The organism is Streptomyces sp. C10-9-1 (assembly GCF_024497955.1).
Lineage (GTDB): Bacteria > Actinomycetota > Actinomycetes > Streptomycetales > Streptomycetaceae > Streptomyces > Streptomyces sanyensis.
In genome coordinates this window covers 84,058-102,515 of the sequence record NZ_JANHKP010000002.1, presented here as the reverse complement: position 1 = coordinate 102,515, position 18,458 = coordinate 84,058, and the positions used below count along the sequence as shown (strand labels likewise).

The following is an 18,458-nucleotide window of genomic DNA, read 5'->3' as shown; positions in this document are numbered from 1 at the left end:
TCCATCCCGCCGTGGGGCGCCCGCCCGTCCGCACCGCAGACCTTCCTCGACAGCCCGCCCAGCGAGCGCGGGCTGTTCGCTCACCAAGGGGGAACCATGACCACACAACCGTCTCTACAGCCTCAGAAGTCACAGCAGCCCGTGCTGCAACTCCAGCAGCTGACTCGTATTCACGGCAGCGGTGCCACCGAGGTCCACGCGCTGCGCGGGGTGAACCTCGACGTCTTCCCGGGCGAGCTCGTCGCCGTGATGGGACCGTCGGGATCGGGCAAGTCGACACTCCTCACCATCGCGGGAGGACTGGACGCCCCGACCTCGGGCCGGGTGATCGTCGAGCGCACGGACATCACGAAGGCCGACCGCAAGGCGATGGCGGCCCTGCGCCGACGCAGCATCGGCTACGTCTTCCAGGACTACAACCTCATTCCCGCACTGACCGCGGCGGAGAACATCGCCCTGCCCCGGGAGCTGGACGGGACCTCGGCCCGCAGGGCCCGGTCCGAGGCGCTGGCCGCCCTGGAGGAGATGTCCCTGGGCCATCTCGCCGACCGGTTCCCCGACGAGATGTCGGGCGGCCAGCAGCAACGTGTCGCCATCGCCCGCGCACTGGTGGGAGACCGGCGCCTGGTCCTCGCGGACGAGCCGACCGGCGCCCTGGACTCCGAGACGGGCGAATCCGTGCTCGCGCTGCTGCGGTCCCGCTGCGACGCGGGAGCCGCGGGCATCCTGGTCACCCATGAACCGCGGTTCGCCGCCTGGGCGGACCGGGTCGTCTTCCTCCGCGACGGGGCCGTGGTCGACCAGACAGCCCGCAGCGAGGCGGACTCCCTGCTCAGCGGGCAGGCGGCCGAGCGGTGAGGACCTGGTACCACTCCTGGCGCGCCACGATCCGCATCGCGCGGCGTGACGCCTGGCGCGCGAAGGGCCGCAGCTTCCTCGTCCTCGCGATGATCGCCCTCCCGATCCTCGGCGTCAGCGCAGCGGACCTGACGCTGCGCAGCGCCGAGCTCTCCGCGGAGGAGGCCGCCACACGGTCGATGGGCGCCGCCGACGGGCGGCTCAGCGACACCGGCTGGGGCGGGACCCCGATCCTCCAGTCGCCCGCGGGCGACCAGTTCGCCCCGGCCGAGGAGCCCGACTGGCAGACGGTCCCCGAGGAGCCGGTGGACCTCGCCTCGGTCCTGCCCGAGGGGGCCACGACGCTGCGGGACACGGTCGCCACGGCCAAGCTGCGTACGGCACACGGCCTGCTCCAGACGGACATCCGGGAGCTGAAGCCGGACGACCCGCTGGCCGAGGGCCTGATGCCGCTGCTCAGGGGCCGGCTCCCGCAGGGTCCTGACGAGGTGACGGCCACCTCCCACTTCCTGGAGACCAGTGGCCTTGCGGTCGGCTCCACCCTCACGGTCCGCGGCTTCGACCGCGAGTACACGGTGGTGGGCGCCTACGAACTGCCGAACGACCTCAAGGCCGACCAGATCAACGCCCTGCCCGGGGCACTGATCGCCCCCATGCGCAAGGCGCTGGAGGCCGACGGGCTGCCGACGCCCTCCGCGAGCACCACCCTGCTGGCGAAGATCCCCGGTGGTTTCACGTGGAACACCGTGCAGGAGCTCAACACCAAGGGCGTGGCGGTCGCCTCCCGCGCCGTCGCCCTGGATCCGCCCGCCGACTCCGAGGTGCCGCTGTACCGCAAGGGCGGCTGGACGTACGAGGAGAGTGCCGGGGCCCGCGCTGCCGCGCTGGCCGCGGTGGGCACCGTCGTGGGCCTGGCCATGCTGGAGATCTGCCTGCTGGCCGGACCCGCGTTCGCTGTGGGCGCCCGGCGCTCGCGCCGACAGCTCGGCCTGGTCGGTGCCAACGGCGGCGACCGCCGGCACATCCGGGCGATCGTGCTCTCGGGTGGCCTGGTCATCGGTGCCGCCGCGGCCGTGGTCGGCACCCTGCTGGGACTGGCCCTCACCTTCGCTCTCCAGCCCCTGCTGGAGGACGCCCTGGGCAAGCGCTTCGGCGCCTTCGACGTACGCCCCCTGGAGCTGCTGGGCATCGCCCTGCTGGCCGTCCTGACGGGCCTGCTCGCCGCGGTCGTGCCCGCCGTGACCGCCTCCCGCCAGTCCGTGCTGGCCTCGCTGACCGGTCGCCGCGGGGTCCGGCGCAGCAGCCGGGTCCTCCCGGCCGTCGGGCTCGTTGCGGTGGTGCTGGGTGCGGCGATCGCCCTGTACGGATCGACGATGACAGAGCAGTTCGCCATCGTCGCGGGCGGCAGCGCCCTCGCCGAACTGGGCATCGTCGCACTGACCCCGGCGCTGGTCGGCCTCTTCGGCCGCATGGGCCGCCTTCTGCCCCTGTCCCCGCGACTCGCCCTGCGCGACGCGGTCCGCAACCGGGGCCGCACGGCCCCGGCGGTCGCCGCGGTGCTCGCCGCGGTGGCCGGAACCGTGGCAGTGGCCACCTATGCGGCGAGCAGCGATGCCCAGGACCGGGCCGACTACGTCGCGGAGCTGCCGCACGGGGCGGTCTCGGTCATGGCCCCCGAGGCGGGCGGCCGTGAGGCACCCGGTGTACGGGAAACCGTGCAGCGCACCCTCCCGGTGGAGCTGCGCGCGGATGTGGACCGGATCGCGGTGGGCAAGCCCACCTGTTCGATGTGGGACCAGACCGACGCCTGCGGCTGGTACGAGGTGATCGTGCCCGAGGCCAACCAGTGCCCGCTCTTCACCAGGGACCCGGGCAGGCCGGACGACGAGGACCCCGCGCTGCGCTTCAGCGTCGAGGAGCGCAGGCAGCTCGCCCGCGACTGGCGCTGCACGGAACCCGAGGGCCCGGGCAGCGTCACGGAGGGCGGTGTGCTGGTCGGGGACCAGAAGCTGCTGGAGGTGCTGGAGATCGACGACCCGGCGGCGGCGAAGGCCCTCGCGTCCGGCATGCCCGTCGCCTTCGACAAGCGCCCGATCGACCGGCACGGCCGCATCGGTATCAAGCTGATCACCGACACCGAGGCCGCAGAGGACGCTGCCGAGGAGGACCGCGAGGCGCCGGGGGCGATCAGGCACCTGACCGTGCACACGGCCGCGGGCGAACCGCAGACCTACGGCGTGAAGCTGATCGTGCCCCCGGCGGCGGCCGAGGCTGCCGCCCTTCCCACCCTTCCGCTCGGTGCCTACTACAGCACCAACACGATGCCCGGCAGCGAGCAGCGGCAGAAGCTGGACGGGGAGCTCGACAAGGCCACCACGGACATCACCCTGGTCGTGGAGGCCGGCTACACCGGCAAGAACAGCATCGTGCTGCTGTCGCTGGCGGTGTTCGCCGGACTGATCACCATCGGAGCGGCCGGTATCGCCACCGGTCTCGCGCAGGCGGACGCGGAGGCGGATCTGAAGACGCTGGCCGCGGTGGGCGCACCGCCACGGGTCCGCAGGACGCTCAGCGGCTTCCAGTGCGGAGTGGTGGCCGCCATGGGCGTGGTGCTGGGCGCGGCGGCAGGGGTCCTGCCGGCGATCGGGCTCCGGCTCACCGAGAGGCGCCAGCAGCTCGCCTGGCGCCAGGAGGCCCTCGACCGCGGCTGGGGTGCGTTCGGCGGAGAGCCCTTCGTCCCCATCGTGATGCCGTGGGGCACTCTGGCCGCGCTGATCGTCGCCGTACCCGTGGGCGCCGCCCTGCTGGCCGCGCTGGTGACCCGCTCGCGGGGCGCACTGGCCCGCCGCGAGGCGGCCTGAGCGGAAGGCCCTCCCGGCGGCGTCCGGGAGGGCCTTCCGGACACCGCCGGGGCCCGGGCAGGGCGCCGGGACGGGATCCGGAGGCGTGGTTCGCAGGCGTGGTTCGTGGGCCCGGCAGGTCCCGCGGAAGGTGGATCACCGTCGCACGGGGGCACACCGTGTGGTGAGGCCCACGTACGAGAGAATGGCGGCATGGAGATGCCGAGGAATGAACGGTCGCAGGAAACCCCTCACGTCCTGGTCGTCGGTCAGGACGGGATGGCGCTCGGCGGCGGTGACGGTGACGACGAGTCGCGCGAGGTCCCGGTGACGGACATGGTCGAACAGCCCGCCAAGGTCATGCGCATCGGCAGCATGATCAAGCAACTGCTGGAAGAGGTCCGGGCGGCACCGCTCGACGAGGCGAGCCGTGTACGGCTCAAGGAGATCCACCGGGGTTCCGTCAAGGAGCTGGAGGACGGCCTGGCTCCCGAACTGGTCGAGGAACTGGAGCGCCTGTCCCTTCCGTTCACCGAGGAGGCCATCCCGTCCGAGGCGGAACTCCGTATCGCCCAGGCACAGTTGGTCGGGTGGCTGGAGGGCCTCTTCCACGGCATCCAGACGGCACTGTTCGCCCAGCAGATGGCCGCCAGGGCCCAGTTGGAGCAGATGCGCCGCGCCCTGCCTCCCGGCGCCGCCCACGAGGACGAGGGCGGTCAGACCGGACCGATCCGCTCCGGCCCCTACCTGTAGCCGGGGCCCGGGATCCGCGCGAAAGGACGCCGCCCCGGACGCGGGCGGCGCGGCGTGCGCGGGACACGGCCGCGGCTCCCGAGGCACGCGGGGGGCGACACGGCCTGGGTCGCGGATCCGCCCCCGCCGGTATCGGACGGCGGGGGGGTCGGCCCCGAGGGGCCCGCCCCCGCCGTCCGGGACTCCGGCGCGCAGCGGCCCGACGCCCCGTGCGGGCTCAGGCTCCGGGGGACCTCAGCAGGATCTTGCCGACATGGCTCCCCGACTCCAGCACCCGATGGGCCTCGGAGGCGTCCTCCAGGGGCACCGTGCGGTCCACGACGGCGCGGACCCGGCCCGCTTCGATCAGCGGCCAGACATGCTCGCGCACCGCCGCGACGATCGCGGCCTTCTCGGCCGGAGGCCGTCCGCGCAGGGACGTGGCGGTCACCGCCGCCCGCTTGGCCAGCAGCGCACCCAGATTGAGTTCGCCCTTGACCCCGCCCTGGAGCCCGATCACGGCGAGGCGGCCGTTGACGGCGAGCGCCTTCACGTTCCTGTCGAGGTACTTGGCCCCGACGATGTCCAGGATGACGTCGGCACCGGCCCCGTCGGTGGCCTTGCGGAGCTCCTCGACGAAGTCCTGCTCGCGGTAGTCGATCAGGACGTCCGCGCCGAGTTCGGCGCAGCGCCTCAGCTTCCCGGGACTTCCCGCCGTGACCGCCACCCGGGCGCCCACGGCCTTGGCCAGCTGGATCGCCATCGTCCCGATACCACTGGCACCGCCGTGCACGAGGACGGTCTCCCCGGGACGCAGGTGCGCCACCATGAACACGTTCGACCACACCGTCGCGGTCACCTCGGGGAGCGCGGCCGCGGTGACCGTGTCCAGGCCCCGCGGCACGGGCAGCAGCTGCCCCGCGGGCACGGCGACCTTCTCCGCGTAGCCGCCCCCGGCGAGCAGGGCGCACACCTCGTCGCCGACGGCCCACCCGGACACACCCGGGCCCAGTGCGGTGACGCGGCCCGCGCACTCGAGCCCCGGATAGGGCGAGGCGCCCGGCGGGGGGTCGTAGAAGCCCTGGCGCTGGAGTACGTCGGCCCGGTTCACGGCGCTGGCGGCGACCTCCACGAGGACCTCCCCTTCGCCGGGGACGGGGTCGGGCACCTCGGCCCAGACGAGGGCCTCGGGGCCGCCGGGTTCGGGAATCGTGATCGCATGCATGGCCGCGAGGCTACTCCCGGCCGTTGGCGGCGGCCGCGTTCTCCGCCCTCACGATGGTGATGAGACGGTCCGTCAGCTGAAGGGGGCTGGCGGCCGGGTCGTCGTAGGGCAGCAGCCGGTGGCCGCGCACCACGCTCACGACAAGATCCTCGGTCTCCCGGACGCTGCGCCCCACCTCGGCCTTTATGACCGGCCGTTCGACGAGGTCGAGGCCGCTGCCCTGCTGGATCAGGTCCTCCATGACGGTGCCCGCGCTGGGGCTGAGCACGGAGAGGCCGAGCAGCCTGCCCGCGGCGCCCGAACTGGTGATCACCGCGTCGGCACCGGACTGCCGGAGCAGCGGCGCGTTCTCCTCCTCGCGGACCGCGGCGACGATCTTCGCGCCCCGGTTGAGCTGGCGTGCCGTCAGCGTGACCAGCACCGCGGTGTCGTCCCGCTGCGGTGCGATGATCACTTGGCGGGCCTTCTGGAGTTCGGCCCTCAGCAGCACGTCACTGCGGGTGGCGTCCCCGACGACCCCGACGAAGCCCTCGGCGTTGGCGGTCTCGATGACCTTGCCGCTCGGGTCGACGATGACGATCTGGTCCTTCCGCAGACCGGTGGCGCAGAGGGTCTTCATCGCCGACCGGCCCTTGGTGCCGAAGCCGACGATGACGGTGTGGTCACGCAAGGTGGACCTCCAGCGGTTCAGCCGCCACTCCTCCCGGGTGCGCTCGGTGAGCACCTCGAGAGTGGTACCGACCAGGATGATCAGGAACAGCACGCGCAGCGGCGTCACCAGCAGCACGTTGGTGAGCCGGGCGGCGTCGCTGTAGGGGACGATGTCGCCGTAGCCCGTGGTGGAGAGGGTGACCGTCGCGTAGTAGAGGCAGTCGAGGAAGTCGACCGAGCCGTCGGCGTTGTCGTGGTAGCCGCTGCGGTCGGTCCATACCAGCAGCACCGTCACGGCCAGCACGAGCAGCGCCATCAGGAGCCGCTTGCTGACCTGCCGCAGGGGCCGCTCGACGACCCGGCGCGGAAGCTTCACCCGGGCGGCGACGAGCTGCTCGTCGACGTGCCGGGCCATCGCGTCCCTGTTCGGCAGTTTCACGTGGAACACCCCTCCTCGGTGCCCGGATGGGCCCAGCTGGTCCAGGGCAGCCCCAGGACCTCCAGTGCGTCGCCCGGCCGGGCCCCTCCCGGCGGGACCACGGCGAGTGCGTCGGCCCCGGCGATGCCGCGGAGCATGGCGGGACCGTGGTAGCGCAGCGGCACGAGCCGTCCGGCCGTGTGCCGGACGGGCACCAGCCGGGTGTCGTGCGGGTGCCCCTGCACGGACGTGTGCACCGGGATCCGTGACGGCTCGGCGGTGGGGCGGCCGGTCAGACCCCGGAGCAGGGGCTCGGCCAGGGTGAGCAGCGCGGAGACCGCGGCCAGCGGGTTGCCGGGGAGGCCGACGAGGCAGCGCCCCGGGGCGAGCCGGGCCAGCAGCATCGGGTGCCCGGGGCGGACGGCGACGCCCTCCACGAGCAGCCGGGCGCCGAGCCGCCGCAGTACCGGGCGGACGTGGTCGACCGGTCCCGCCGCCGTGCCGCCGGTGGTGACCAGCAGCTCGGCCTCCGAGTCCGCCACAGCCCGGTGGAGGGCCTCCTCGTCGTCGAGGATCCTGCGGGTGGTCACCGACTCCGCGCCCAGTGCCCGGAGCCAGGGGCCCACCATCGGCCCGAGGGCGTCGCGGATGAGGCCCTCCCGGGGCAGCCCGGAAGGCAGCAGCTCGTCGCCGAGGACGAGGATCTCCGCGCGGACGGGCCGGACCGTCCGGAGCTCGTCGTAGCCGGCCGCCGCGGCGAGCCCGAGGACGGCGGGCGTCACCGCGGTACCGGAGCCGAGCAGGCGCTCGCCACTGCGGCACTCCTGGGCGCGTGGCCGGATGTCCTGGCCGGGAACCACCGAGCGCTCGGCGTGGAGCAGGCCCTTGGCCTCGTCGGCGCGGGCGTGCTCGCTGCGGATGACGGCGGTCGTCTCGCGAGGGACGCGGGCACCCGTGGCGATCCGTACCGCGGTGCCGTCCGCGAGGGCTTCGGCGTCCGCGTGGCCGGCGAGCACCGCGGCGTCCCGGATGTGCCAGGGGCCGGGACCGGAGACGGCCCAGCCGTCCATGGCGGAGGTGTCGAAGAAGGGCAGGTCGCACAGGGCCGTCAGGGGCTCGGCGAGGACGTGGCCGAGGGCTTCGGCCAGCGGGGCGGTGCGGGTCCCGCCCGGGAACCGGCGGCCCTCGCGGGCCGCGATCGCGCGGGCCTCGGTCCAGGCCGGGGCTCCGGGACCGTGGCCCCGTGCCGGGCGCCGGGGAGAGGCCGCCCCGGCGGGCGGGGCGGCGGAAGGCCCGGCGGCGGAAGGCCGGTCGGGCGCGGGCGGCCGGTCGTCGGGCCGGTGCCGGGGCGCTTCGTGGGAGGACGCCTCGTGGTGGGGGGCATCACCCGGGGCGCGAGAGCCGAGGGCGGAGGGCCCGGGGGCGCTCTCGCCACCGGGGCGGGGATCACCCGCGGTTCCGCGGGGTGCGAGCAGGGCCAGGGCGTCGGCCACCCCGTCGAGTTCCGGAAGCGGGGGGTGGTCGTCGGCCCTGCGTCCGGGGGCCGCGCCCTCGGGATGCTCCGCGGCCGGTCGGTGCCCGGGGCCCGGGGCCCCGACGCCGCCCAGGGGTCCCCAGGACTGCCCCGGGGTGAGGTCCCAGGGGTCGCCGGGGACGGGGTGCACCCGTTCACCAGGGTCCGGGGGCACCGGTCCGGCGCCGGCGGCGCGGTGTTCGGGGGGCGGGCCGGGTTCTCGTTCGCGGCCGGGCGGTCTGCTGCGCGGGTGCTCTGTCATCCTGCCGTGGCCCCACCGCTGCGGGCGTCCCCCGGGCCGTCGCCGTTCCCGGGCTGCGTGCCCTGGTCGTCGCTCTCCGCGGCCCAGCGGGCGGCGAGGGCCGCGGCCTTGCGCGATGCCTCGGCCACCGCGTCCGGGCCGCCGCCCGCCCGGGCAGCCGCGTAGCCGACCAGGAAGGTGGTCAGCGGCGCGGCCGGGCGGGCGACGCCGTGGGCGGCGTCGCGGGCGAGGTCGAGCAGCCCGTGGGTGTCGACGTCCAAGTCGATGCCGAGTTCGGCCGAGACCGCGGCAATCCATTCGTCCAGCACGTATCCATGCTCCCTGATGCGCGCCCGGGCCGCGGCGATGTCCTCCCAGGTGTCGCAGTCGAACGAGGCCCGGGCATCGGCGGCGACCCGGACAAGGTCCAGTTCCCGGGTCAGAAGACGCAGCGGCAGGCCGGAGAGGCTGCCGTACTCGGTGGCGAGGAGAGCGATCTCACGTCGCAGGGGTTCGAGGCGGTAGGCGGCGACCAGCGGCTGGTCGCGCTCGGCCGCGTCGGTGAGCAGCGCCCCCTCGGTCGGGGTGCCGGCCTCCCCGCCGGGCGCGGCTCCGCCGAGGGCGGCGAGCAGTGATCCGACCGTCCCGGGCCCGAGGAAGGGCAGGTCGGCCGAGAGCACGACCACGGTCTCCGCCCGGCAGTGGCGGACCCCCGCGTCGAGCGCGGCGAGCGGGCCGCCGCCGGGCGGGTCCTCCCTGGCCCAGAGGACCGGTCGGACGGTCGGGCGCCGTCCCCCGACGACGACGGTCCGTGCGGCCCCGGCGCAGGCGGAGAGCACCCGGTCGATCAGCGTCCGGCCTCCCACGCTGACCGCCGGCTTGTCGGTTCCCCCCAGGCGTCGGGCGGCTCCTCCGGCGAGTACGACGGCGTCGTACGCGGAGCGCTCGGGCGTGCCTGGTGTGGTGGTCACCCCAGCAGTATGGGCCGTGATCGCCGCGCCCCGGCAGCCAGGGCCCCACCTCGTGGGAGCGGCCCTCTGCCACCGCGGACCTGCGAGCGGCACGGCACCCCCCGGAGCGCCGCGGACCTCGTGCCGGGCGGCGGGGGCGGCCCGGCCCCTGCTGCGGACGGGCCCGTACCGGCCGGCCCCGAGCACCGGCCTGCCGCCGACCCCGGCGGCGGGCCCGGCCGCCGGACCGGGGGCAGGAGCCCGGCGGACCGGGAGCCGGGCGGACGAGCCCGCAGGGCCGCAGCCGCCCGGCCCGCGCCCTACACCGTGCGGAGCAGGACCGCCGGCCGCTCCACGCAGTCGGCCACGTAGCGCAGGAAGCCTCCCGCGGTACCTCCGTCGCAGACCCGGTGGTCGAAGGTGAGCGAGAGCTGCACCACCTTCCGCACGGCCAGCTCCCCTTCGTGGACCCAGGGCTTGGGCACGATCCGTCCGACGCCCAGCATCGCGGCCTCGGGGTGGTTGATGATCGGTGTGGAGCCGTCGACGCCGAACACCCCGTAGTTGTTCAGGGTGAAGGTGCCTCCGGTGAGGTCGGCCGGCGTCAGGGTGCCCTCGCGTGCCGCTTCCGTCAGCCGGGCGAACTCGGCGGTGAGCGACTCCGCGGACCTGGTGTGGGCGTCCTTGACCACCGGGACGACCAGTCCCCGCTGCGTCTGCGCCGCGAAGCCGATGTGGACGCCCGGCAACCTCACGATCTCCCGGGCCTCCGTGTCCACCGCGGAGTTGAGCTCCGGATAGCGGTCGAGCGCCGCCGTGCAGATGCGGGCGAGCAGCGCCAGGAGCGAGATCTTCTCGCCGCCGGTCGCGTTCATCGCGGTGCGGGCTGCCAGCAGCTCGGTGGCGTCCGCGTCCACCCAGCAGGTCGCGTCGGGGATCTCGCGCCGGCTGCGGGACAGCTTGTCGGCCACCGCTCCGCGGACCCCGCGCAACGGAATCCGCTCCTCCGCCCCTGTGGGGAGCGCCGCGGTGCCGACGGCCGTCCCGGCTGCCGGGGCGGCCTGGGCGGTCGGCGCCAGGGACGGCGCGGCGTGGGCGGCTCTGAGCGCCTGCTCCACGTCGGCGCGCAGGATCAGCCCGTCCGGGCCCGATCCGGTGAGTCGCCGCAGGTCGAGGTCGTTGTCCCGGGCCAGCTTGCGCACCAGCGGCGAGATCACCGCGACGGGCCCCTCGGCGGCGGCCCGCACGGTCTCACGGGATGCGCCGTGTGCGCCGTGGTGCGCGGGCTCGGAGGCGGCACCCGGCGGTTCGCCGACCGGCGAGCCGTTCCGGGCCTTCGCCGCGGCCGGTGCCGCGGGCGCGGGCGCAGCAGCCGCCGCGGGCGCGGGCACGCCGCCGAGTGCGGACGGCCGCAGCCGCCGCCGCCGCGCCGCGGGGGCACCGGTGCCGTAGCCCACCAGGACGTTTCCCGAGCTCTCGGCGGACGCGGTGCCGCCGGTGGACGCCGCCCGCTCCCCGGACGGGGCGGACTGCCCGCCCGGTGCCGCCGCGGCGCCCGCGTCCTCCAGCCGGTCCGCTCCGACGGCGACCGTCAGCAGCGGTGCGCCCACCGGCAGCTCGCTGCCCTCCTCACCGAAGCGGGCCGTCACCACTCCCCCGTAGGGGCAGGGCACCTCCACCATCGCCTTGGCGGTCTCGACCTCGACCACCGGCTGGTCGATGGCGACCACGTCGCCGACGTCCACCAGCCAGCGGACGATCTCGGCCTCGGTCAGGCCCTCGCCCAGGTCGGGAAGCTTGAACTCCAGGACCTTCGCCATCAGCTCTCCGCCTCCCACTGAAGCCGTGCGACCGCGTCCAGGACCCGGTCGACGCCCGGCAGATGGTGCTTCTCCAGCATGGGCGGCGGATAGGGGATGTCGAGGCCCGCCACCCGGAGCACGGGGGCCTCCAGATGGTGGAAGCAGCGCTCGGTGACCCGGGCGGCGATCTCGCCTCCGGGGCCGCCGAAGCCGTTGGACTCGTGGACCACGACGGCCCGTCCGGTCCGGCGCACCGATGCGCAGACCGTTTCGTCGTCGAAGGGCACCAGCGAGCGCAGGTCCACCACCTCCAGGTCCCAGCCCTCGGCCGTGGCGGCCTCGGCGGCCTCCAGGCAGACGGGCAGCGAGGGGCCGTAGGTGATGAGCGTGGCGCTGCGGCCGGGGCGGCGCACCGCGGCCCGGCCGACGGGTTCCACCGCCGCGGGCGCCTCGGGCGACCAGGTCGACTTGGACCAGTACAGCCGCTTGGGCTCCAGGAAGACCACCGGGTCGTCGGAGGCGATCGCGGCACGCAGCATCCCGTAGGCGTCCTCGACCGTGGCCGGGGTCAGGATGTGCAGACCCGGCGTGGCCATGTAGTAGGCCTCGGAGGCGTCGCTGTGGTGCTCGACGCCCCCGATGCCGCCCCCGTAGGGGATGCGCACCGTGATCGGGAGGGGCATCGCCCCGCGCGTGCGGTTGCGCATCTTGGCGACATGGCTGACCAGCTGCTCGAACGCCGGGTAGGCGAAGGCGTCGAACTGCATCTCGACGACGGGGCGCAGACCGTACATCGCCATACCGATCGCGGTGCCGAGGATGCCGGCCTCGGCCAGCGGGGTGTCGGTGCAGCGATCGTCGCCGAACTCCTTGGCAAGCCCGTCGGTCACCCGGAAGACGCCTCCGAGGGTGCCGACATCCTCGCCCATGACGTGGACCGTCGGGTCCTCGGCCATGGCGTCGCGCATGGCGCGTTGCAGCGCCTGGGCCATGGTCGCGGGCTTCACTGCGGCCGTGGTCATCGTGCTTCTCCCTCGGCTTCGGCCGCGGCGTCCAGCTCGGCGCGGAGCTGCGCCGCCTGCTCGCGCAGCTGGCCGGTCTGCTCCGTGTAGACGTGGGCGAACAGGTCCATCGGGTCGAGGACCGGGTCGGCGTTCATGCGTTCACGCAGGTCGGCCGCCATGGCCTCGGCCTCCTCGGTGGCGGCACGGCGGCTCTCCTCGTCGAGCAGGCCGCGTGCGGTGAGCTCCCGCTCCAGCAGCATGATCGGGTCGTGGGCGCGCCAGACCTCGACCTCCTGCTCGACCCGGTACCGGGTGGCGTCGTCGGCGTTGGTGTGGGCGTCGACGCGGTAGGTCACCGCCTCGACGAGCGTGGGGCCGCCGCCCCGGCGGGCCCGCTCCACGGCCTCGCCGAGGACCTGGTGCACGGCCGCGGCGTCGTTGCCGTCGACCAAGCGGCCGGGCATCCCGTAGCCCACGGCCTTGTGGGCCAGGGAGGGCGCGGCCGTCTGCTTGGCCAGGGGCACGGAGATCGCGAACCCGTTGTTCTGGACGAGGAAGACGACCGGCGCCTGCCAGACCGCGGCGAAGTTCAGCGCCTCGTGGAAGTCGCCCTCGCTGGTGCCGCCGTCGCCGACCATGGCGAGGGCGACGACGTCGTCGCCGCGCAGCCGGGCCGCGTGCGCCAGGCCGACGGCGTGGGGCAGCTGGGTGGCGAGAGGCGTGCACAGCGGGGCGATGCGGTGCTCGCGGGGGTCGTAGCCGGTGTGCCAGTCGCCGCGCAGCAGGGTGAGCGCCTCGACCGGGTCGAGCCCGCGCGCCACGGCCGCGAGGGTGTCGCGGTAGCTGGGGAAGAGCCAGTCGCGCTCCTCCAGGACCATGGCCGCGGCGATCTCACAGGCCTCCTGGCCCGTGCTGGACGGGTAGACCGCGAGGCGCCCCTGCTTGGTCAGCGCCGTGGCCTGGGTGTTGTACCGGCGGCCCCGGACCAGCTGGGCGTAGAGCCGGAGCAGCAGGCCGGAATCGGCCGAGGCGGCCGCATCGGTGCCGAGCACGCGTAGCGGCTCGGGATCCGGGAGCAGGGGGGCGGGGTCGGTGCGGGGCTGCCAGGCCGGCGGCGGGGTGGGCCGGTAGGCGGCAGCGGCACCGGGCAGCTCCTGGACCGTCATGCTGCTCTTTCTCAACGCGAGCACCTCCTCGTGGGAGCGCCGACGAACGAGGCCGTGGGCGACGACGAATGCGAACGGGAGGCACCGCCCTGTGTGGCGTGCCTCACCTACCGATTGTTCGGTCGTGAGCGCATTTTGGCTACAGGCACCTCCAGCCTGTGGACAAACGGTCCGGCGGGGCTTCAGATGGACACAGGTTGTCCACAAGGCGGAGGCGGGGGGACATGTCCACTGAACAAATGGCCGACGGCCAGGACCGCGCGGAGCAGGCGCCCCCGCCCAGGCCCCTCGATGCCGTCGACCGCGACATCCTGCGCATACTCCAGTCGGACGGCCGCGCGTCCGTCCGGGGCGTCGCCGAGCGGGTGCACGTCTCCCGGGCGAACGCGTACGCCCGCATCAACCGGCTCATCGACGACGGTGTGATCCGGGGCTTCACCGCCCGTGTCGACCACGAGCGCGCGGGTCAGGGCGCCTCCGCCTACATCACGCTCAAGATCGTGCAGAACACCTGGCGCACGGTGCGCGAGCAGCTCCAGGCGCTGCCGGGAGCCGCGCACATCGCCCTCGTCAGCGGAGACTTCGACGTCCTGCTCCTGGTGCACACACCGGACACCCGCACCCTGCGGGAGCTGGTCCTGACTCGTATCCAGGCCATCCCGGAGGTGCTGTCCACCCGGACGCTGCTGGTCTTCGAGGAGACCGATCTGAACCCGGTCTGCGGAGGCGGGCCCGGCGCCCCCTCCGGTCTCGGCGCCGACCCGGACCACCAGACGCCCTGAGCGCGCCGGGCATCGGAACCGCCGGCCGCGCACCCCGGTGTGATCATCGGAAGGCACGGTCCACGGCTGCGGCCGCGACGGACGCCCCCCCGGCCCCGCGCGTCCGCCGGCACGGCACCCCGCGCGGCGGCCGCCGCTGCCGGGGCCCCGGCAGGTCACCCGCCGCTACGGAGCCCGTCGAAGGCCATCCGCACGACGGCCTCGGCCACCTGCTCTCCCTCGTACCCGCCGCCCGGCTGCGGCCGGTACCACTCGACCAGCGAGTTGACCATGCCGAAGAGGAGGCGCGTGGCGAGGCGGGTGTCCACGTCGGCCCGGAGGTCCCCCTCGGCGGCGGCCGCCTTCAGCAGGTCGGCCACCCGCTGGTCGAACTCCCGGCGGCGCTCCAGCGCCCACCGCTCGGTCGTGGTGTTGCCGCGCACACGCAGCAGCAGCGTCACATAGGGCAGCTCGGCCATGAGCACCCCGACGGTGCGCCGGGTGACGTACTCGACCCTCTCGACGGCGCGCCCCCGACCGGCATCCGGCTCGTCCAGGATCGCGAACAGGGCGTCGAGGGCGCGGCTGACCGCCCGGCGCAGCAGCTCCTCCTTGCCGGCGACGTGGTGGTAGATCGACGACTTGGAGATCCCCGCCGCACGGGACAGGTGCTCCATCGACGTGCCGTCGTAGCCGCGCTCGTTGAAGATCCGCACCGCGACCGTCAGCAGGGTCTCGGGGGTGTACGTGTCGCGCTTGGCCGTGGTCATGGGGCGTCCTCGTCTGTCGGCTCGGGCGTCGCGTGGGACCACTGGTGGAGGCCCAGCGTCCGGGCGTAGCGGCCGGTCGGCACCGTCTCGTCCAGGTTCGCGAGCAGCTCCCAGGCCCAGTCCCGCCCCAGCACCTCGTTCCATTCGAGGGGGCCTCGCGGGTAGTTGACCCCGAGGCGCATCGCCGTGTCGATGTCCTGCGCGGTGGCGACCCCGCGGACCAGCGCGTCCGCCGCCAGGTCGCCGAGCATCGCGACGGTGCGGGCGACGATCATGCCCGGAACGTCCCCCAGGACGGTCACCTTCTTGCCGAGCGCCTGGAACAGTCCGGTCGCCTGGGCGAGGGTGTCCGGCCGGACGTCGGGAGCACAGGAGAGCGCCACCCGTCCCGCGGTGCGGTAGTCGAGGGCCAGGTCGAAGTAGACGACGTCGCGGAACTCGCAGGCCGCCTGCCCGTCCGCCAGGACCAGTTGACCGCCGCTGGGCAGTACCAGGCGCGTCCCCTGGTCCTCGTCCTCGGTGCGGACGGCCACACCCGCCTCGCGGATCAGGTCCAGCAGAACACCCGCGGGTCCCAGGTCTCCCTCGGCGACCACGTACGCGGGGGCGTCCCGGGGCTCCGCGTCCCCGGTCACCGGGCGCTCCGCGCCCTCGGCGTAGGAGTACCAGCCGTGACCGGTCTTGCGGCCGAGGCGCCCGGACTCCACGAGTCGCTGCTGGGCCAGTGACGGCTGGAACTTCGGGCTGTGGAAGAAGGACTGCCAGACGGACCGCGTCACGGCCTCGTTGACGTCCTGGCCGATCAGGTCGGTGAGCTCGAAGGGGCCCATCCGGAAGCCGCCGCACTCGCGCAGCACCAGGTCGATCAGCGCGGGCTCGATCCGGTGCTCCTCGTGCACGGCGAACGCCTCGGCGTAGAAGGGCCGGGCCAGGCGGTTCACGATGAAGCCGGGCAGGTCGGCGCAGCCGACCGGCGTCTTGCCCCACGCCGCGACGGTGCTGCGGGCGGTCCGTGCGGCCTGCTCGTCGGTGGCGTGCCCGCTGACCACCTCCACGAGCGGGAGCAGCGGTGCCGGGTTGAAGAAGTGCAGGCCGAGGAACCGCCCCGGGGCCCGCAGAGGGCCCGCCACGGCCGTCACCGACAGGGAGGAGGTGTTGGTGGCGAGCAGGCAGTCGTCCGCGACGACCTTCTCCAGCTCGGCGAAGAGCTCCTGCTTGACGTCCAGCCGCTCCAGCACGGCCTCGACCACGAGGGCGGCGTCCGCCAGCTCGGCGACCGAGGAGGCGGGGAGCAGGCGTGCACACGCCGCGTCCCGGTCCGCCGGCGCCATGCGGCCCTTCTCCACCAGGCGGTCGAGGCGGGCGGCGACGGCCAGCGCGGCCTCCTCCGCCCGGCCCGGGACGGCGTCGTACAGCCGCACGGGGTGCCCGGCGGTCAGCGCGACCTGCGCGATGCCCTGGCCCATGGTGCCGGTTCCGACGACGGCGACGGTGCGGCTCGGGTCGATGGCGGTCATGGAGCGATCCTCCCCGATGAGTTGTCCACAGCTTCGACAGGCCCCCTTGTACCGACCGATCGTTCGGTTACTCTAACTCTGTCATTCCTCCCCTGCCCAGCTCGACGAGGAGTTGGTCCTCATGCAGTTGACCGAGACCCACCGGCCCACGCTCGACCAGGCCCTCGAAGCGATCCGCACGCGCGCCTACTGGTCCCCCCACCCCGAGCACCCCAAGGCGTACGGCGAGAACGCCCCCTCGGACGGCCTCGCCGCCTTCGAGGCGCTGCGCGGCAACCGCTTCGACCTGGACCAGCCGGGCACCGACGGATGGACGGGGGGTGAGGTCTCGCCGTACGGCATCGACCTGGGGATCGAGTACCCGCATCCCGACCCGGAGGTGCTCCTGCCGGCGATGCGCGCCGGCATGGCGGCCTGGCGCGACGCGGGCCCGGAGACCCGCGCCCTGGTCTGCCTGGAGATCCTCGCCCGCATCAGCGCACGCACCCACGAGTTCGCGCACGCCGTGATGCACACCAGCGGCCAGGCGTTCATGATGGCGTTCCAGGCGGGCGGGCCGCACGCCCAGGACCGCGGCATGGAGGCCGTCGCCTACGCCTACCTGGAGCAGACCCGTACCCCGGCCACCGCCGACTGGTCCAAGCCCCAGGGCAAGCGGGGTCCGCTGGAGATGCGGAAGACCTTCACCGCCGCGGGCCGCGGCATCGCCCTGATGATCGGCTGCAACACCTTCCCGACGTGGAACGGCTACCCCGGCCTCTTCGCCTCGCTGGCCACCGGGAACCCGGTGCTCGTCAAGCCGCACCCGCGGGCGGTCCTGCCGCTCGCCATGACGGTGAAGGTCGCGCGCGAGGTGCTGGCCGAGGCGGGCTTCGACCCGAACCTGGTGGCACTGGCCGTGGAGCGCCCGGGCGAGGGCATCGCCAAGGTGCTGGCCACCCGGCCGGAGGTCCGGATCATCGACTACACGGGCTCGACCGCGTTCGGTGACTGGCTGGAGGCGAACGCCCGCCAGGCCGTGGTCCACACGGAGAAGGCGGGCGTCAACACCGTCGTCGTCGACTCGACGGACGACTACCGGGGCATGCTGTCCAACCTGGCCTTCTCCCTCAGCCTGTACAGCGGCCAGATGTGCACCGCCCCGCAGAACGTGCTGGTGCCCCGGGAGGGCATCGAGACGGACCAGGGCCGCAAGTCGTTCGACGAGGTGGCGGCCGACCTCGGAGCCGCGGTGAGCGGCCTGCTGGCCGACGACGCCCGGGCCACCGCCCTGCTGGGGGCCCTGGTCAACCCCGAGGTGAAGGCGCGGCTGGAGGCTGCCGCGGAACTCGGCGAAGTGGCCCTGGCCTCGCGGGAGGTCGTCCACCAGGAGCTCCCCGGCGCGACGGTCCGTACGCCGCTGGTCGTGAAGCTGGACGGGGCACGCAAGCTCTGGGAGTCCCGGGAGAACGAGCCCGCCTACCTCGACGAGTGCTTCGGCCCGGTGGCCTTCGTCGTGGCGGTCGACTCGACGGCCGACGCCCTGGATCTGCTGCGGTACACGATTCGCGAGAAGGGGGCGATGACCGTCGGCGGCTACACCACGTCCGCTGAGACCGAGCGCGCCCTGGAGGAGGTCTGCCTCGACGAGTCGGCCCAGCTCTCCCTGAACCTGACCGGCGGGGTGTACGTCAACCAGACGGCGGCGTTCTCCGACTTCCACGGCTCCGGCGGCAACCCCGCCGCCAACGCCGCACTCTGCGACGGGGCGTTTGTGGCGAACCGCTTCCGGGTGGTGGAGGTCCGCAGGCACGCGTGAGGCGGTCCGCCGCCCGGGCGCAGGTCCGGGCGGCGGGGCTCGGCCCGGGCGGGCGGCGGCGCTCATCGCGCGGTCGCCCCGGCCCGGGGCCGGGGCGACCGCTGCCACGAAGGGGCATCGGCGTCGGGCAGCCTCGGTGCGCATCCCCACCGCGGCGGTCATCCGCACCGTGGTGGGCCGCGGACATCGGACCGCGCCGGGCGGGACGGTCC

The 18,458-nt window shown here is 74.2% G+C and carries 14 protein-coding genes; 5 read left to right on the top strand and 9 right to left on the bottom strand.

What is annotated here, in order from left to right; translation table 11 throughout:
- The first annotated feature begins 96 nt into the window (after window positions 1-96).
- From NPS70_RS03030 to NPS70_RS03020, 3 genes are all read left to right on the top strand, one after another.
- Complete coding sequence (locus tag NPS70_RS03030) at window positions 97-858, top strand: ABC transporter ATP-binding protein (RefSeq protein WP_256522350.1); 762 nt, start codon at window positions 97-99, stop codon at window positions 856-858.
- Window positions 855-3,719 carry an ABC transporter permease gene (locus NPS70_RS03025; protein WP_256522349.1) on the top strand — a complete coding sequence of 955 codons (2,865 nt, stop codon included), beginning with the start codon at window positions 855-857 and terminating at the stop codon, window positions 3,717-3,719. Before NPS70_RS03030 ends, NPS70_RS03025 begins: the two co-directional genes overlap by 4 nt.
- Window positions 3,720-3,911: 192 nt before the next feature.
- Entirely contained in the window at window positions 3,912-4,451 is a 540-nt protein-coding gene (locus tag NPS70_RS03020; protein ID WP_305885386.1) for a bacterial proteasome activator family protein, read from the top strand.
- A 217-nt stretch (window positions 4,452-4,668) separates the two neighbouring features.
- Here the strand turns inward: NPS70_RS03020 and NPS70_RS03015 are convergent, their stop codons facing one another.
- The 7 genes from NPS70_RS03015 to pdhA form a co-directional block, all read right to left on the bottom strand.
- Window positions 4,669-5,655, bottom strand: a complete 987-nt coding sequence (locus NPS70_RS03015) for an NAD(P)H-quinone oxidoreductase (protein WP_256522348.1) — start codon at window positions 5,653-5,655, stop codon at window positions 4,669-4,671.
- A 10-nt stretch (window positions 5,656-5,665) separates the two neighbouring features.
- Window positions 5,666-6,745: a TrkA family potassium uptake protein gene (locus NPS70_RS03010; RefSeq protein WP_374211925.1), complete on the bottom strand. Its 1,080-nt coding sequence runs from the start codon at window positions 6,743-6,745 to the stop codon at window positions 5,666-5,668.
- A complete protein-coding gene (locus NPS70_RS03005) occupies window positions 6,742-8,388 on the bottom strand; it encodes a molybdopterin molybdotransferase MoeA (RefSeq protein ID WP_256522347.1) in 1,647 nt (548 codons plus the stop codon). The genes NPS70_RS03010 and NPS70_RS03005 overlap by 4 nt, the downstream gene beginning before the upstream one ends.
- A 107-nt stretch (window positions 8,389-8,495) precedes the next feature.
- Window positions 8,496-9,449 (bottom strand): NTP transferase domain-containing protein, encoded by a 954-nt coding sequence (locus NPS70_RS03000; RefSeq protein ID WP_256522345.1) that lies wholly within the window; start codon window positions 9,447-9,449, stop codon window positions 8,496-8,498.
- 299 nt (window positions 9,450-9,748) lie between these two features.
- Window positions 9,749-11,248: a dihydrolipoamide acetyltransferase family protein gene (locus tag NPS70_RS02995; RefSeq protein WP_256522344.1), complete on the bottom strand. Its 1,500-nt coding sequence runs from the start codon at window positions 11,246-11,248 to the stop codon at window positions 9,749-9,751.
- On the bottom strand, window positions 11,248-12,252 hold the full coding sequence (locus NPS70_RS02990) for an alpha-ketoacid dehydrogenase subunit beta (RefSeq protein WP_256522343.1): 1,005 nt from the start codon (window positions 12,250-12,252) through the stop codon (window positions 11,248-11,250). The genes NPS70_RS02995 and NPS70_RS02990 overlap by 1 nt, the downstream gene beginning before the upstream one ends.
- Entirely contained in the window at window positions 12,249-13,400 is a 1,152-nt protein-coding gene (gene pdhA, locus NPS70_RS02985; RefSeq protein WP_256522680.1) for a pyruvate dehydrogenase (acetyl-transferring) E1 component subunit alpha, read from the bottom strand. The genes NPS70_RS02990 and pdhA overlap by 4 nt, the downstream gene beginning before the upstream one ends.
- A gap of 239 nt (window positions 13,401-13,639) precedes the next feature.
- Between pdhA and NPS70_RS02980 the strand changes: the two genes are divergently transcribed.
- Window positions 13,640-14,182 (top strand): Lrp/AsnC family transcriptional regulator, encoded by a 543-nt coding sequence (locus tag NPS70_RS02980; protein ID WP_256522679.1) that lies wholly within the window; start codon window positions 13,640-13,642, stop codon window positions 14,180-14,182.
- 155 nt (window positions 14,183-14,337) lie between these two features.
- Here the strand turns inward: NPS70_RS02980 and NPS70_RS02975 are convergent, their stop codons facing one another.
- Both NPS70_RS02975 and NPS70_RS02970 read right to left on the bottom strand, forming a co-directional pair.
- Window positions 14,338-14,931, bottom strand: a complete 594-nt coding sequence (locus NPS70_RS02975) for a TetR/AcrR family transcriptional regulator (protein WP_256522341.1) — start codon at window positions 14,929-14,931, stop codon at window positions 14,338-14,340.
- The gene (locus tag NPS70_RS02970; protein ID WP_256522339.1) at window positions 14,928-16,448 is read right to left on the bottom strand and encodes a 3-hydroxyacyl-CoA dehydrogenase; all 1,521 of its coding nucleotides are present in this window, start codon (window positions 16,446-16,448) and stop codon (window positions 14,928-14,930) included. The genes NPS70_RS02975 and NPS70_RS02970 overlap by 4 nt, the downstream gene beginning before the upstream one ends.
- A gap of 121 nt (window positions 16,449-16,569) precedes the next feature.
- On the opposite strand from NPS70_RS02970, the gene paaN reads away from it, so the two are divergent.
- Window positions 16,570-18,246, top strand: coding sequence for a phenylacetic acid degradation protein PaaN (gene paaN / locus NPS70_RS02965; protein WP_256522338.1), 1,677 nt, complete (start codon window positions 16,570-16,572; stop codon window positions 18,244-18,246).
- The last annotated feature ends 212 nt before the right edge of the window (window positions 18,247-18,458 follow it).

Coding starts and splice junctions, on each gene's coding strand:
- NPS70_RS03020 (WP_305885386.1), top strand. CDS start 3,912: ATGGAGATGCCGAGGAATGAACGGTCGCAGGAAACCCCTCACGTCCTG.
- NPS70_RS03015 (WP_256522348.1), bottom strand. CDS start 5,655: ATGCATGCGATCACGATTCCCGAACCCGGCGGCCCCGAGGCCCTCGTC.
- NPS70_RS02995 (WP_256522344.1), bottom strand. CDS start 11,248: ATGGCGAAGGTCCTGGAGTTCAAGCTTCCCGACCTGGGCGAGGGCCTG.
- NPS70_RS02990 (WP_256522343.1), bottom strand. CDS start 12,252: ATGACCACGGCCGCAGTGAAGCCCGCGACCATGGCCCAGGCGCTGCAA.
- pdhA (WP_256522680.1), bottom strand. CDS start 13,400: ATGACGGTCCAGGAGCTGCCCGGTGCCGCTGCCGCCTACCGGCCCACC.
- NPS70_RS02975 (WP_256522341.1), bottom strand. CDS start 14,931: ATGACCACGGCCAAGCGCGACACGTACACCCCCGAGACCCTGCTGACG.
- NPS70_RS03030 (WP_256522350.1), top strand. CDS start 97: ATGACCACACAACCGTCTCTACAGCCTCAGAAGTCACAGCAGCCCGTG.
- paaN (WP_256522338.1), top strand. CDS start 16,570: ATGCAGTTGACCGAGACCCACCGGCCCACGCTCGACCAGGCCCTCGAA.
- NPS70_RS02970 (WP_256522339.1), bottom strand. CDS start 16,448: ATGACCGCCATCGACCCGAGCCGCACCGTCGCCGTCGTCGGAACCGGC.
- NPS70_RS02980 (WP_256522679.1), top strand. CDS start 13,640: ATGGCCGACGGCCAGGACCGCGCGGAGCAGGCGCCCCCGCCCAGGCCC.